This is a genomic window from Priestia sp. AB (genome assembly GCF_028369225.1).
GTDB classification, from domain to species: domain Bacteria; phylum Bacillota; class Bacilli; order Bacillales; family Bacillaceae_H; genus Priestia; species Priestia megaterium.
This window is the reverse complement of sequence record NZ_JAQMYN010000010.1, coordinates 82,625-95,824: the sequence shown is the minus strand read 5'-3', so window position 1 is coordinate 95,824 and position 13,200 is coordinate 82,625. Positions and strand designations below refer to the sequence as shown.

The window sequence follows — 13,200 nt, the reverse complement described above, 5'->3', positions numbered from 1 at the left end:
GTGGTAGGTAGTGGGGGCAATCTTGCAACCACTACTCTTTAGTATTTAGGTGGGACTCGTTTATAATAGATAGATATACTTGACCCACGGAGGTATGTACTATGAGTGTAAGTATCAAGGACGTGGCACTTAAAGCTGGTGTGTCAACAGCTTCTGTCTCACGAGTATTGACAAATAAACCTGGTGTTGGTGCGAAAACGGCAGAACGAATTCGCAAAGTAATGGAAGAATTAGATTATCGTCCTAATTTAGGAGCAAGAGGACTTGTTAAACAAAATACAGGAAATATTGCAGTTGTAGTTCCAAGGGGATCGTTTATTTTAAATAACCCGTTCTTTTCAACAGTTTTAGAAGGAATAGCAAAAGGAATTGACCAGACGGACTATAATATGATGATGTCGTTTACCTCTTCCCAACAGAAACGGTTGCTTGAAACTCAAGCCGTAGATGGTGTTATCCTTTTTGCACCTAGAAATGAGGAATTAAGCTTAGAATGGTTAGAGAGTATTCGATTACCGATTGTCGTAGTAGGTAGCTATTTAGAAGGATCACCTTTCCCTTGTGTAAGACCGGATGATGAAGATGGTATCAAACAAGCAGTGAATGCTCTCTATGAGCTAGGGCATCGAAATATTGGGATTGTAAATGGACCGATGAGTTCCATGCATAGTGTCAAGTGTTTGAACGGCTACAAAGAGAAAATGGATGAATTAGGTTTAAATTATTCTTCTGAAAATGTTTTTGAAATTGCTGAATTTGATGCTCTAAAAGCTACAACAGAAGTAGCTACGTTTCTAAAAAGACATAGAGACATCACAGGCATCGTTTGCTCATCTGATTATTTAGCCATCGGCGTGATTAAAGCAGCTGATATGATTGGCTTGTCAGTACCTGAAGACTTATCCGTTGTGGGAGCTGATGATGTTCCGATTTCAGACTTTATAACTCCTGCATTATCTACGGTTCATGTGGATTTACTAGGTATTGGACAAAGAGCAACCTCGATCCTGATGAGTATGTTAGAAGGGAAACAAATTCGAAAGAAAGACGTCGTATTCACGATGGAATATGTCGATAGGTCCACAACCGATCGGCCAAAACATAACTAACATTTATACGTAGGCTCTAAAAAGATTTTAGGGTCTACTAGTTGTTGGTTTTTGTTGTAAACCTTTTCATTTTATTAAAATCTTATATTTCCACTTCAATTAAGTATTGTTTTGTACATCTTAGTATCATTGTCATTGCGATTAGAGGGAATCGCTACTAAGGAGGATTTATGTATGAATACAGAATTAAACAGAAATTCTTCAGAACCCACTAAGACTATCAACTATGATCACGAAGAAATTGGTTTGTCTAATCGTGCTACTGAATTGCTTACACGTATAGAGAGCGTTCCCTTTTCACGTTGGCATATTAAACCACGTGTCATTATGGGTTCAGCCACATTTTTTGATGCTTTTGATGCATTATCTCTAGCATTCGTTTTGCCTGTATTAATTGGCATATGGAATTTAACTCCTGGTCAAATCGGTATTCTTATCGGTTCTGGATATCTTGGACAAGCGATTGGAGCTATCTTTTTTGGTTGGTTAGCTGAACGATTTGGACGTGTTTATAGTGCAAAATGGACCATCTTTTTAATGTCAGGAATGAGTATTGCTTGTGCGTTTGCGGGGAATTTTCATGCCCTATTATGGCTGCGTTTTGTGCAAGGCATCGGAGTAGGTGGTGAAGTTCCTGTTGCTGCAGCTTATATAAATGAACTTTCAGTTGCACAAGGACGCGGACGTTTTTTTATGCTATATGAAATGATTTTCCCTCTTGGGTTAATGATATCTGCACAGATTGGCGCTTTAGTTGTACCTAGTTTTGGGTGGAAGTGGATGTTTTTAATCGGTGGAATTGGTGGATTAATTGTCTTTTTATTCTTCTTTAAGTTGTGCGAATCGCCTCGTTGGTTAATTTCAAAGGGCAGATTCGATGAAGCAGAACGAGTCATTGAAGAAATTGAATCGAGTACGGATAAACGTATAGAAGCAAAAATTAGTGCACCTCAAGCTGTAGTAAAAGGAGATTGGAAAGAATTATTTTCCCCTTTTTACCGCAGTAGAACGCTAATTGTTTGGACTCTTTGGTTTTCTTCCTACTTTGTTGCTAACGGACTTAATAACTGGCTCCCAAGTTTATATAAAACAGTTTATAACCTTCCATTAGAGGAATCTCTACATGCAGCGTCATTAACAAATGTGATTCAAACGGTAGCTGTGTTTGCTTGTGCATTACTTATAGATAGAGTTGGACGTAAAAGGTGGGCAACTATTGCTTTTCTAATTGTAGGGTTACTTTTAACAACGCTTTGGTTTAACGGTGCAAAATCTGCTGAAAGTGTTATGTATTTAGGTTCAGCAGCATACGGTGTCATGGGAACAATTACGGTTCTTCTCTACCTCTATACACCGGAAATTTATCCAACACGTATGAGAGTACTTGGAATCGCGTTTGCGACAGCATGGTTACGACTAGCTTCAGCCATTGCTCCTACGATACTCGGCTTTGTATTAGGCGCTAAAGGGATTAGTTCTGTTTTTGTTCTGTTCGCTTGTGTAGCTGCAGTAGGTGCATTTATGGCATTTAAGATGATTGAGACACGTGAGAAGGTGTTAGAAGATATTGCGCCATAAGCGATCCAGTTCTAAGAGGTAAGGTTAAAATAATCTTACCTCTTTTGTTAATGAGTACTGCAATGCGCTAACCCCTACGTAATATATTATATCCTTATCCTTACAGGTAGAGAAAAACAGTGAAATAATAATAGCTACATTAATTTTGCAGTACATAGACGATCACTAGATGAACCAGCGTTTTAAGTAACGTTATTTTTTATGGAGAGAGGAAGAATATGAATGATAAAAAAAGTGGAGCACGTAGCTATAATTGTTAAGGATATGGATCAGGCCATTGAATATTACTTAGATATGTTTGGCTTCAAGGTTCGTCTTCGAGGGTCTTCAAAAATAAAAGAGATGGCATTTTTGTATTTGGACGAACAGCCAAGTGTAGAAATTGAACTAATTCGAAATATTAATTCTATGAGCGACTATAGTAAAAGTGGAATTGTTAATCATCTTGCTTTTACAGTAGAGAATATGAACGAAGCAATAAATCACTATAAGAAAAAAGGAATTAAATTTTTATCCCCTGAACCCCAACCGGCGTTAGAAGGGGGACGTATGATTTTGTTCCGCGGCCCCAGTGGTGAACTGTTACAATTAGTAGAAAGAGTAGCAGTTATCGCCAAAAATCCACTGGCCTAGTCAATGGATTTTTGGCTTTTTCAGTTAACATAAAACGATTTTACGGAACACATTAAATACCTATGCAAAATGATATTGCAAATCTATTATGTAAAGGTTGCATAGCTACTGCAACCTTTGAGCAAACTATTCAAGATGGATAGCGTCCTATTTATACAGATTCTATTCTATTCCATTACACCCAATAAACTCCCCTCCACTTTTCTAAACGGCTTAGGGGTAGTTTGTTTTTTTGAAAGAAATAAGTCATAGAACTATAAAGACAAGCATATAATCTAAAAAAGGACTCAACAACTTCCCTATAAATTGAACTAGTAGATGACCCTTGAATACATTTGTTCAAGGGTTATTTGCTTTTTATATCAATTAGAGGGTCTTTTTAATAATCAATAGGGGTATCCATAAGATGTATTACTGTTCTTTAAGATGAATAAAATAATCTTCTAAAGATTGCAATGAAGGGGCTTCTTTGCAATCGAACTTGTTATCTTCATCTGCTATTTCACAATGATCCCAAGGAATGGATTGATATACTTCATTTATTAAATCTTTAGATCCTGCTACTACAATCTTAGCTGCACGAGGCTGGGTCACAACGAGATAAGCAAGTCCACTTTTTCGACTCAGAGTTTGGAAAACTGTGTAGATTTCTTCTGTTGCTAAGTCAGCTAACTTAGCAGGATAGTAGACAACATCATTACACGGCGTAGGTATAGCAACTACTTCTTTGGCGAACGTAGACGTAGATTGAGTTACACTTTTTGCTATCACTTTCATCACCTCTTTTATATTAGATTTAGCTTATAGTTCTTTATACTATCATCTATTTAGTATTTATAAAAAGACATACGGTTGCCTTCTTACTGTTATAAAGATATGCTGAGATACATTTTGTTGGCATGGCATACTTCATTATACATTTCAGCTCGTAGAAATCTTTCTACATACAACTTAAAAGTGAATATCTAAAAATGTTGGTTTGATTTAGGTAGATTAAGCTGACATATTTCATTTATGAAGATTGACACCAGATTGCTTAAGCTTGGCTCTATTTTTAAAGAAAGCCACAGTAAGAAGCACAAGAGGAATTATAACTTGAAGTGGAATGTCTAGGTAATAGGGGAGTGCTTTAATCCCTTCTTGTATAAGTTCCTCATAATTATTGGCTAGTGACAGAGAATAAAATAAAATAACAAGCCCTAAGGGATAGCATAGCTTAGATGGAGATTTAATTTTAAATAAACTTGCTGTCCCTATTACAACAGCGTAGAAAAATACACTTGTTCTAATGAATACCCCAAAAACTGCTGTAATCATGAAAAACACGTCAAGACGCTCTAAAAAATCGGCCACCTGAATACTTTCTACTGTACTTAGAAGAGGAAACTGTGAGCGTGCAGTAAGACTTACTCCCAATACACTGACATTTATGATCATGGTAATCATTAGGTTGATACCCGTTAATCCAATAGCGCTTATGCCAATTCCTTTACTCACATTTTTTACATACGGTAAAATCATCAAAAATACAATTGTTTCACCAAATGGAAAATATATATTTTGAGTTAGGGAAACTTTTAGAGGCAACCAAATGCCGTTTTCTAATACAGGTTTTAAATTTTTAAAGTCAATTAAACCAGAACATACAATGAGTAAGAATCCAGAAATGGCAAAGAAGTAGAGCAAAATAAACAGAAGTTGACTGGATCTTGCCAATACCTCGATTCCTTTGCTTACAGTATAGATAACAACAAAAATCAGTAAGGCATTTACAATAAATAAGGGAGTGTCTGGATAAGCAAATGTCAATAACATGTCTCCAAAATCTCGAATGACTCTGGCTGCAAGGTTCGCAAAGTAGAAAATGTAAAAAAATGAAATGAGGCGACCGATCCATTTTCCCGTAATTTTTTGCGTGAGGTCAACAAGTAATAAATCAGGATAATAACGATAGAGTTGATAGTAGACTAGAAATAGAAGAAAACCACCTACCATTCCAAACATAATGGAGAGCCAAGCATCCTGCTTCGCTTCTATAGCAATAGGTAGAAGGAAAGCAGTTCCAAATTCAAACAGCATCATTAAGGTGAAAAGTTGACTTCCACTAATTTGTGCTTTTTCCACTCGATAAATTACCTCCTGTTGATGGCTATCTTATTAGCTAAAAGTTACTTTGAACATATATCTTTCCCTAGAGAAATTTATATAGAAACAAATTCCATATGTCTAAGATACCCAAAAGTAATTTTTTCTTGCACAGTTCACCTTAATTTTTACATGCTGAGTTCCCTTTTTTAAGAGTAGTAGTAGTAATGTTTTTACGTTTTAAAAAGTTATTGTAGTTATTTCTAAGTTTCTATACTTGAACTGACTTTACAATGGATTAATGTTACTTTAAAGGGAAATTCATATATGATTGCTATCGTATTATATGTATCCCATCTCATCTTAAAAATTCGGGAGGTTATTATGAATACGCAAAAATCAGGAAATTGTTTTAAAGTCTTGAGTATTATGGCATTAGGTTCCTTTTTAGCTATATCTACTCCTGCAGATGCAGCTAAAAATAATAAAGAAACAGCTGGTCAACCGTTCCAAAATAAAAAGTGGGAATACAATATAAAAGAAACACATAATATTGGAAGCCTAAAAATGATTGGAGAGCAAAGGATCCCTTTTAAGAAAGAATTTCAAGGAACTATTGTAGGAGGGTTATCAGGACTTTCCTATAACGCTAAGCAAGGTACATGGATAATGATAAGTGATGACAAATCGGATAACAGTCCTGCCCGTTTTTATACAGCTCAATTGAACTACGATAATAAGAATTTCGCTTCGGTTAAACTGACAGGAAGGAACTTTTTAAAACAAGCTGATGGTACAAACTATCCTAATCAAACACAATATGCCGTAACGGGAGGAGAAGTACCAGATTTTGAATCTATACGTCTAGATCCAAGAGACGGAAGCGTTTGGTATACAAGTGAGGGGAGCCGTTCTCTTGGCTTAAATCCTTTCATAAAGCATGCGAATGGGGAAGGGAAATATTTAGCTACTTTACCTTTAGTGAAACAATTTAACATGACACCAGAACATGAGATTGGACCACGTGATAATTTAACGTTTGAAGGAATGACCTTTGCAAACGATGGTAATTCCTTATGGGTTTCCATGGAAGCCCCTTTATATCAGGATGGACCTGTACCTACACCGACTAATGGGGCGCTTTCACGAATTACACAATATGACCGTAATGGAAAGCTGTTAGCACAATATGCATATCCTATTGATGCCATCCCAGCGAAGCCTGGCCCTGGTAAGTATGCAGATAACGGAGTATCAGAAATTTCATCTGTAAATAAACACAAATTTCTAAGTATTGAACGTTCTGGCGTACAAAGCGCGGATGGAGCATTTAAAAATTATATTCGTATTTATGAATTAGATACGCGCGGAGCTAGTGACATTAGGAACATTCATTCATTACAAGGACAAAAATTTAAACCTGTGAAAAAGCGTCTTATTTTAGATTTAACAACATTAGGTTTATCGGTACTGGACAATATTGAAGGGATATCCTGGGGACCAAAGCTTCCAAATGGACATGACAGTTTAGTTCTACTTTCCGATGATAATTTCAACCGTAATCAAGTAACCCAATTTTTAGCATTTGAAGTATTGCCAAAATAGAAATTCTAGTGCAAAGCCCACTCTCTAGAAACATAGAATGTTAGTTTCATACGGCAGGTCTAACTAGCTTCAAAGAGAAAGTCTCACCTCTGAGAACGAGGATGCTTCTTTTAAGAAATCATAAAGTTCTAACGAGAACTTAAAAGAGTTCTCATCAGTCTGAAAAGCAGGTTAATATTTATTAACCTGCTTTGTTTATTATGATTGATTATGATGATTGATTATGACAATAGTAATGAAGATTATCTGTTTGTTCTTCACATTCTACTTTTATTACTTTTACAATGGAAAACGTTCTCTGGAATACTCTGAAACAAACCTAAAAGTATACCTTTCAATAATAAGATGAACTACTTATTACTTATAGATTTAGCATAAAGATGGTTTTTTTTAACATAGTTATAACTATGTTAAATTGAATTTATTAAGTAACTCAAAGGTGGTGAATCTTTATGAAAAACAGGGATAAAAGACGAAAAAAGAAACGTGATTTTTTAAAGGATTACGTAAAAAACAAGTTAGGAAATTGGAAACCTAAACTTGGCAAAGAGCCTACCTCTAACTCTAAGACGACGACTCAAGAAAATCGAAACCTTGATTAGATAATGTTTGGATGTAGGTATTTAGAAATTTTCACCATGAAAAATAGCCCCCTTTAGAAGTTTATCTCTATAGGGGGACTTTCTTTTAAGGCATCCTTATTTAACAGCTTATTTTAATTCTTTTCCTACTTTAAGCCCCGGACCTTTGTTGCTGGAATTGTTATTCCTGCCTCTGTTTGAGGATTACGACCTGTACACTGTGTAATGTCCCTCTTCTTTCTATCTAAATATTCTTTTTACTCATTGCTTTTTCGACATTTTTTATACTTTCTCTTTTTTATAATTAAAGTATACAGAAAGCATAAGAGAAGAGGAGGAACGCAAATGAACATATTAGCTGATGTAAAACTAGGAGAAAAAAAGACAATTTCAAGTGATGAAAAGATTGTTCAAGCGTTTCAACTAGGCGACGAGGTTGCTTTCAACTTACTAGTGAAAAAATATGAGTATTTAGTCTGTTCGAAGGTGAAAGTATACTTCCTATTAGGAGGGGATCGAGAGGATCTCTTACAGGAGGCAAAGTTAGGATTATATAAAGCTGCGCGAGATTTTAGAATAGAAGGGAAGAGTTCATTTAGAGGCTTTGCGGAGTTATGCATTACACGTCAACTTATTACAGCTATAAAAGCAGGGAATCGTCAAAAACACTCGCCTTTAAATAATGCTCTTTCTTTAAACACATCTAGAAATTCAAAACGAGCAGAGGAAGACATAACCCTTATGGAGATACTTCCTCACCCTTACGCAATAAGTCCGGAAAAGGCAGCTGTAGAAAGCGAGAATAAAAAAGAGAGAGAATACATCCTGGGAGAAATGTTATCAGCCATCGAACAAGAAGTGTTTGCCCTATATATGAAGGGTCAAACCTATATACAAATCTCTAAAAACCTAGATATTCCTCACAAAACAGTGGATAATGCACTTTGCCGAATTAAGAAAAAGATGAGGCATCAAATGAAATACCTTTATTTGCAGGAATTATCCTGACAAACACGGAATAAAAGCATGAAGTTGCTAAAAGTACTGATATTTAAAGGTGGAAAATATCTAGTACGTAGATATGTTTTTCTTTACGTGTTCTTTTTATTTATCATAAAGATACTATTGAGTAATCTAACAGAATGTTATGGAAATGAAAGAACAAAAATGGAGTATAACGTTTAATTCCACCTTCCTAACATTAAAAGGTTAGAAGGGCAACTAATTGTTAAATAGGTTTTAGGAACAGGGGGTTTTCCTTCTTTAAATAGAGAGTATATTAAGTGAAAAAACTGTAGAAAGAACAGCTTTTGTAACAGTAAGATCAGGAGAGCTAAAAGTTTATTATATTTAATTACTTATAGTTATATCTAAAATGTGGATCTATCAAAAATAAACAAGGTGCATGAATAATAACTTTGTAAAAGCAAGTGAGTCCTTGAAGATAAGGGCTTATTTTTGTTAGGATATCGCAAATTATATAAGCTAAAAGAGAAATGTAAATATCTTTTAAATACTTAACATCAAATTCAATTTGTTATATATGTAAAGATGTTGTTCAAAAAAAGCGAGGAGAAGCATGGATAAATTACAGGATGAAACATTATTAGCATCGTATTTTAAAGCAATTGAATTAAAGTTAGATAAAGATTTTATTCTTATTCTTGAAGAAGAATTGAAAAGAAGGGATCTACGCTTCATGACTAAAACAGATAGAAGTAATTAATTCAAAATTACGCTTTTATCTGTTTTTCTTTTTTTACAACCCACATTAAGAATTCTTTTTCTTGATGATTCAGCTTTCTATTTAAGGATTGTTCAAACTTTAAGACTAACTCTATAAAACGCTGCATGTTATCCATGTATGTTATAACTCCTTGAGTTTATTTTTAAGTATAGAATAAGGTTAAGGTTTTTATTTTGTCAAATTCTGTTTGGTTTTAATGCTGAGATTTTTTAAAAAGCAATAAATGGAGACTAATGATGTTATAGAAAAGAAAAGCCCCAAAGCAGTTTTGAAAACTGACAATAGGACTTTTCTTAGAAAAAGGTTAAGGTGTATATTCTATGTGTTATGCAACGTTGGAGTTTTGCATAAATCTATTTTAACATAAAAAAATTAGGTTAGTAAATGTTTCAGTTAGTGAAATTATTTAGTTTAGAAGTAAAATAATTACTAGTTCAAGATTGCTATACAACTCTTTCATTTCAATATCTTGTAAATATCATAAATAAAAGGAGAAATGGTTGATGATTATTGTTACAACAGAAAACGTACCAAACTATAAAACAGTAGAAGTAAAGGGCCCTGTATTTGGATTAACTGTACGAGCAAGAGGTATTGGTAATGATATTCTTGCTGGGCTAAAGGGACTCATTGGGGGAGAAATTAGTCAATATACAGAAATGCTTGAGGACGCAAGGAAGCACGCGTTAGACCGTATGGTGAAAAACGCCCAATTGATGGGTGCCAATGCAATAATTATGATGCGCTTTGATTCTGGTGAAATTGGAAAAAACATGAGTGAAATTGTGGCATATGGAACCGCAGTTATTGTAGAAGAGATGTAATAATGGTGAATATAATCATTATATATTATGTAGTAATGAGTGTTGGTATCTTGATTTTAGCCCTATTATCATGGCTTATTTGGGATAAACGCTTTCGAAACCGACAGGGGCAAGGTATACCGAATGGGTTTATCCGCACGGATGAAGTTATGGTTGATCCAACGACAAACAAAAAATTGCGTGTATACTACAATCATTACACAGGAGAACGATTTTATAAGGAAGAACAATGAACTCTGTTTCTAATTTACATAATACTGTTTATCGTTGAGAAAAATATACTCGAAAGGAGTGTACTAAATGAAAAAACAAAAAAATTCAACTGATAAGCCAACAATTGCAGAAGGAATGAATACTGAAGATGAATTGCAAAAAGATGCAACTCCAGAGGAAATTTCTAAAGGAGAATATACTAACGTAACGACTCTCTTGTTAGACGAAAATGATCCAAGCTAAATTAAATTAGAACAAATTTTTATTACACCGTTTATTTGAAACGGTGTTTTTATTGATTATTTTTCTCTAGTAATTGTCACTCTATCCGGAAATAGAGAAGTCAGAGCTTACTTACAAAGTAATGTTCGTGTTAAAAGAATGATTCGTAATGAGAAATCTCAAGCAAAGTTCTTATTGCTCTTAAACAGAGGATTGAAATTATGATTTCTAACATATGTCTGTTAACATACTCATTCTTATTAGCACTCTTTTTTATAGCTCTTAATAGAAATTTAGTTTATCTACCATGCTATAATAAGCGTTTATAAAGGTGAAAAATCTATAGATGAATAGGTGTTAATGATGAAGAATAAAAGAAAATACTTTAAATACTAATGAAGAAGATATTCTTGAAATACTTTCCGAGTACCTTTATACAGACTGCAATTCCGAAACTATAGGTTCAAAAGCAATATTACTTGGTGAGCCTGGGAAAGATCTGAGGTTAATTGCAGTTGTAGGTGATGGCGAAGATGAGGAGCTTTATGAGACAGATTTAGATGAAATGGATAAGAAAATAGATTTTAATGGTTCACACTAGGAATTGCTGTGGGTCATATATATTGTCTATTTACATAATACCGTTTTAGGAAAGAAAAAAGCTGAAAGAACTCAATTTTTGAGCGTTCAGCTTTTTCTTTTATTAACTAAGTTAATATCCAGGGAACATAACATATAAATACTGTCTCTTCTAATTCTGGTCGAGCAGTAGCTTCTTCATGAAAGAAATAATCATGTTTATATACTAATCCTACTTCTTTTTCATTTAAAAAATTGAGTAGTGCATTTGTTTCTTTATTTCTCCAAGGTTGTAATTCCTCATTTTTTAAATAATCGACTATTAAATTTTCACGAATCTCTTCCTTAGAAAATAAGATAACTGTGTCGTTATCCCCATTAAATAAATCTAAAGTGAATGGATTATCATCCTTATTTAAACTTTTATAACAATACTTAATGGTTCGAATGTCTGCTGATACATAATAAGGTGTATTGCTCTTTTCGTCCCTTATATAAGAGTAATGTAGGTCTTGAAATCCCTTCTTTTGAAGATTTCTTTCACGGAACAGTTTTTGTATTTTACTATGACCCTCAATAGGCTTTACAACATAAAAATAATAATTTTCACTATTTAAAAATAAGGAGAGCTTATCTTCTTTAATTAGATATCTGTTTACTAAATTTGCTCCTTTATAATTATTATCAAATTTGTAGTCCCAGTTATATGAACCTACGTTAGATGCGGGTTCATATTTGGCTAAATACCATTTATCATTTACATTCATCTATGTATTTCCTTTTACAATCTTTATTGGGATAAATAAAAAAGACGCTCTGCCAGGAGCATCTGTGTGATAAAAAAGAATTTTCTACAAGGTAGTCTCATTATACACTAATACTTGTGAAATTGAACTAGGAGTCTTTTTCCAGTAAACCTAATGCAAAAGACTTAGCCGCATCATTTAACAAATTTGTTTCTTTTTTCTTCTTCACATTATCCCCCCTTATAATATGTAAAACCAAAGTTAATTTCCTTAGGCAGCGTTTCCCTGCACATTCATTGGTATTCTGCTGCTGAGTTCTTCATAGCTCATGATAGAGGGCTTATACATAAAAACAACTCAATAGGTTATCTTAACGAATAATGTTTTAAAGAAGGGGATGCTTATGGGTCGGATGGTTTTATTGGTTGGGGTATCTTTATTTATCTTGTTTGTAATGAGTGAAAAAACAGTTAATGCCTATTCATTGATGAGTCCGTTATTTTCTATCTCTCTACCTCAAGAGCATGTCATTCATTCTATTCCTATCCAAAAGAAGAAAATAGCTCTTACATTTGATGATGGACCAACATCAGATGAAACGGTACAAATCTTAGATCTTTTGAAAGAATACGATGCAAAAGCGACTTTCTTCGTCGTAGGGTCTCGTGTAGAACGTTATGCATCTATTGTTGAAAGGGAAATACGAGAAGGTCATGAAGTTGGAAACCATACATTTCATCATTTGATTTGGACTCGCAATGTTCCCGAGAAACAATTGATCAAGGAAATTGAATTAACTCAGAAAGCTATTTCTAATATAAGTGGGTATCAGCCTTCATTATTTCGACCCGTTCAAGGGTTTTACAACCAAAAGCTCGTGGACGTGGTGGAACAATCTAACTTGCAAGTTGTGTTATGGTCTCAAAAGCATGATACGCGTGATTGGGATCGACCTGGAGTGAATTATATTGTTCAAAATGTATTAGATGATATAGAAAATGGAGACATCATTCTTTTACACGACCATGTGAATGGAAAAAGCCAGACTATTTCAGCTCTCAAACGTATTTTGCCCGCCCTAAAAGAAAAAGGATATGAATGTGTCACAATTTCGGAGCTATTAAAAACGTTTGAAATTACACACTAATATTTATGCATCCACTCAATTTGCTATGAGCCTAGTCTATTGTGAACATCTTTCTTTTGTGAATTATGTGAAGAGATATTTGTAAACAAAATGAGGATTATAAGAAAAAAAGCTCACCTTTTTAGGTAAGC

At 34.2% G+C, this 13,200-nt stretch carries 15 protein-coding genes; 11 read left to right on the top strand and 4 right to left on the bottom strand.

The annotated features are described in order from the left end of the window. Positions 1-101: 101 nt before the first annotated feature. The 3 genes from POF52_RS23930 (at position 102) to POF52_RS23920 (ending at position 3,320) form a co-directional block, all read left to right on the top strand. Entirely contained in the window at positions 102-1,109 is a 1,008-nt protein-coding gene (locus tag POF52_RS23930; protein ID WP_271995478.1) for a LacI family DNA-binding transcriptional regulator, read from the top strand. 174 nt (positions 1,110-1,283) lie between these two features. After that, positions 1,284-2,687, top strand: coding sequence for an MFS transporter (locus POF52_RS23925; protein ID WP_271995476.1), 1,404 nt, complete (start codon positions 1,284-1,286; stop codon positions 2,685-2,687). Between the two features lie 222 nt (positions 2,688-2,909). After that, the gene (locus POF52_RS23920) at positions 2,910-3,320 is read left to right on the top strand and encodes a VOC family protein (protein WP_271995474.1); all 411 of its coding nucleotides are present in this window, start codon (positions 2,910-2,912) and stop codon (positions 3,318-3,320) included. Positions 3,321-3,731: 411 nt separating this feature from the next. On the opposite strand, the gene POF52_RS23915 is transcribed toward POF52_RS23920, so the two are convergent. Both POF52_RS23915 and POF52_RS23910 read right to left on the bottom strand, forming a co-directional pair. Continuing rightward, positions 3,732-4,097 (bottom strand): hypothetical protein, encoded by a 366-nt coding sequence (locus tag POF52_RS23915; protein WP_271995473.1) that lies wholly within the window; start codon positions 4,095-4,097, stop codon positions 3,732-3,734. Between the two features lie 231 nt (positions 4,098-4,328). Continuing rightward, complete coding sequence (locus tag POF52_RS23910) at positions 4,329-5,444, bottom strand: GerAB/ArcD/ProY family transporter (protein WP_271995471.1); 1,116 nt, start codon at positions 5,442-5,444, stop codon at positions 4,329-4,331. Between the two features lie 345 nt (positions 5,445-5,789). On the opposite strand from POF52_RS23910, the gene POF52_RS23905 reads away from it, so the two are divergent. The 4 genes from POF52_RS23905 to POF52_RS23890 all read left to right on the top strand — a co-directional run bounded on the left by POF52_RS23905 (position 5,790) and on the right by POF52_RS23890 (position 9,317). Next, positions 5,790-7,010, top strand: a complete 1,221-nt coding sequence (locus tag POF52_RS23905) for an esterase-like activity of phytase family protein (RefSeq protein WP_271995469.1) — start codon at positions 5,790-5,792, stop codon at positions 7,008-7,010. Between the two features lie 452 nt (positions 7,011-7,462). Further along, positions 7,463-7,612: a hypothetical protein gene (locus tag POF52_RS23900; protein ID WP_176585747.1), complete on the top strand. Its 150-nt coding sequence runs from the start codon at positions 7,463-7,465 to the stop codon at positions 7,610-7,612. Positions 7,613-7,936: 324 nt separating this feature from the next. After that, positions 7,937-8,599 carry a sigma-70 family RNA polymerase sigma factor gene (locus tag POF52_RS23895; RefSeq protein ID WP_271995466.1) on the top strand — a complete coding sequence of 221 codons (663 nt, stop codon included), beginning with the start codon at positions 7,937-7,939 and terminating at the stop codon, positions 8,597-8,599. Between the two features lie 571 nt (positions 8,600-9,170). Continuing rightward, the gene (locus tag POF52_RS23890) at positions 9,171-9,317 is read left to right on the top strand and encodes a sporulation histidine kinase inhibitor Sda (RefSeq protein ID WP_271995465.1); all 147 of its coding nucleotides are present in this window, start codon (positions 9,171-9,173) and stop codon (positions 9,315-9,317) included. A 7-nt stretch (positions 9,318-9,324) separates the two neighbouring features. Here the strand turns inward: POF52_RS23890 and POF52_RS23885 are convergent, their stop codons facing one another. Then, positions 9,325-9,453 (bottom strand): hypothetical protein, encoded by a 129-nt coding sequence (locus POF52_RS23885; RefSeq protein WP_264467375.1) that lies wholly within the window; start codon positions 9,451-9,453, stop codon positions 9,325-9,327. 388 nt (positions 9,454-9,841) lie between these two features. Between POF52_RS23885 and POF52_RS23880 the strand changes: the two genes are divergently transcribed. From POF52_RS23880 to POF52_RS23870, 3 genes are all read left to right on the top strand, one after another. Further along, on the top strand, positions 9,842-10,162 hold the full coding sequence (locus POF52_RS23880) for a YbjQ family protein (RefSeq protein WP_271995462.1): 321 nt from the start codon (positions 9,842-9,844) through the stop codon (positions 10,160-10,162). Between the two features lie 2 nt (positions 10,163-10,164). Then, the gene (locus POF52_RS23875; RefSeq protein ID WP_271995460.1) at positions 10,165-10,395 is read left to right on the top strand and encodes a hypothetical protein; all 231 of its coding nucleotides are present in this window, start codon (positions 10,165-10,167) and stop codon (positions 10,393-10,395) included. A 67-nt stretch (positions 10,396-10,462) separates the two neighbouring features. Then, positions 10,463-10,618 (top strand): hypothetical protein, encoded by a 156-nt coding sequence (locus tag POF52_RS23870; protein WP_271995459.1) that lies wholly within the window; start codon positions 10,463-10,465, stop codon positions 10,616-10,618. A gap of 686 nt (positions 10,619-11,304) precedes the next feature. On the opposite strand, the gene POF52_RS23865 is transcribed toward POF52_RS23870, so the two are convergent. Beyond that, the gene (locus POF52_RS23865; RefSeq protein ID WP_271995457.1) at positions 11,305-11,943 is read right to left on the bottom strand and encodes a hypothetical protein; all 639 of its coding nucleotides are present in this window, start codon (positions 11,941-11,943) and stop codon (positions 11,305-11,307) included. A gap of 382 nt (positions 11,944-12,325) precedes the next feature. Between POF52_RS23865 and POF52_RS23860 the strand changes: the two genes are divergently transcribed. Continuing rightward, positions 12,326-13,069 carry a polysaccharide deacetylase family protein gene (locus tag POF52_RS23860; protein ID WP_271995455.1) on the top strand — a complete coding sequence of 248 codons (744 nt, stop codon included), beginning with the start codon at positions 12,326-12,328 and terminating at the stop codon, positions 13,067-13,069. Positions 13,070-13,200: the final 131 nt, after the last annotated feature.

Bases quoted from the DNA above. Each gene is read 5' to 3' on its own strand.
- POF52_RS23870 (WP_271995459.1), top strand. From the start codon at position 10,463: ATGAAAAAACAAAAAAATTCAACTGATAAGCCAACAATTGCAGAAGGA.
- POF52_RS23930 (WP_271995478.1), top strand. From the start codon at position 102: ATGAGTGTAAGTATCAAGGACGTGGCACTTAAAGCTGGTGTGTCAACA.
- POF52_RS23920 (WP_271995474.1), top strand. From the start codon at position 2,910: ATGATAAAAAAAGTGGAGCACGTAGCTATAATTGTTAAGGATATGGAT.
- POF52_RS23925 (WP_271995476.1), top strand. From the start codon at position 1,284: ATGAATACAGAATTAAACAGAAATTCTTCAGAACCCACTAAGACTATC.
- POF52_RS23885 (WP_264467375.1), bottom strand. From the start codon at position 9,453: ATGGATAACATGCAGCGTTTTATAGAGTTAGTCTTAAAGTTTGAACAA.
- POF52_RS23890 (WP_271995465.1), top strand. From the start codon at position 9,171: ATGGATAAATTACAGGATGAAACATTATTAGCATCGTATTTTAAAGCA.
- POF52_RS23875 (WP_271995460.1), top strand. From the start codon at position 10,165: ATGGTGAATATAATCATTATATATTATGTAGTAATGAGTGTTGGTATC.
- POF52_RS23865 (WP_271995457.1), bottom strand. From the start codon at position 11,943: ATGAATGTAAATGATAAATGGTATTTAGCCAAATATGAACCCGCATCT.
- POF52_RS23860 (WP_271995455.1), top strand. From the start codon at position 12,326: ATGGGTCGGATGGTTTTATTGGTTGGGGTATCTTTATTTATCTTGTTT.
- POF52_RS23900 (WP_176585747.1), top strand. From the start codon at position 7,463: ATGAAAAACAGGGATAAAAGACGAAAAAAGAAACGTGATTTTTTAAAG.
- POF52_RS23905 (WP_271995469.1), top strand. From the start codon at position 5,790: ATGAATACGCAAAAATCAGGAAATTGTTTTAAAGTCTTGAGTATTATG.
- POF52_RS23895 (WP_271995466.1), top strand. From the start codon at position 7,937: ATGAACATATTAGCTGATGTAAAACTAGGAGAAAAAAAGACAATTTCA.
- POF52_RS23915 (WP_271995473.1), bottom strand. From the start codon at position 4,097: ATGAAAGTGATAGCAAAAAGTGTAACTCAATCTACGTCTACGTTCGCC.
- POF52_RS23880 (WP_271995462.1), top strand. From the start codon at position 9,842: ATGATTATTGTTACAACAGAAAACGTACCAAACTATAAAACAGTAGAA.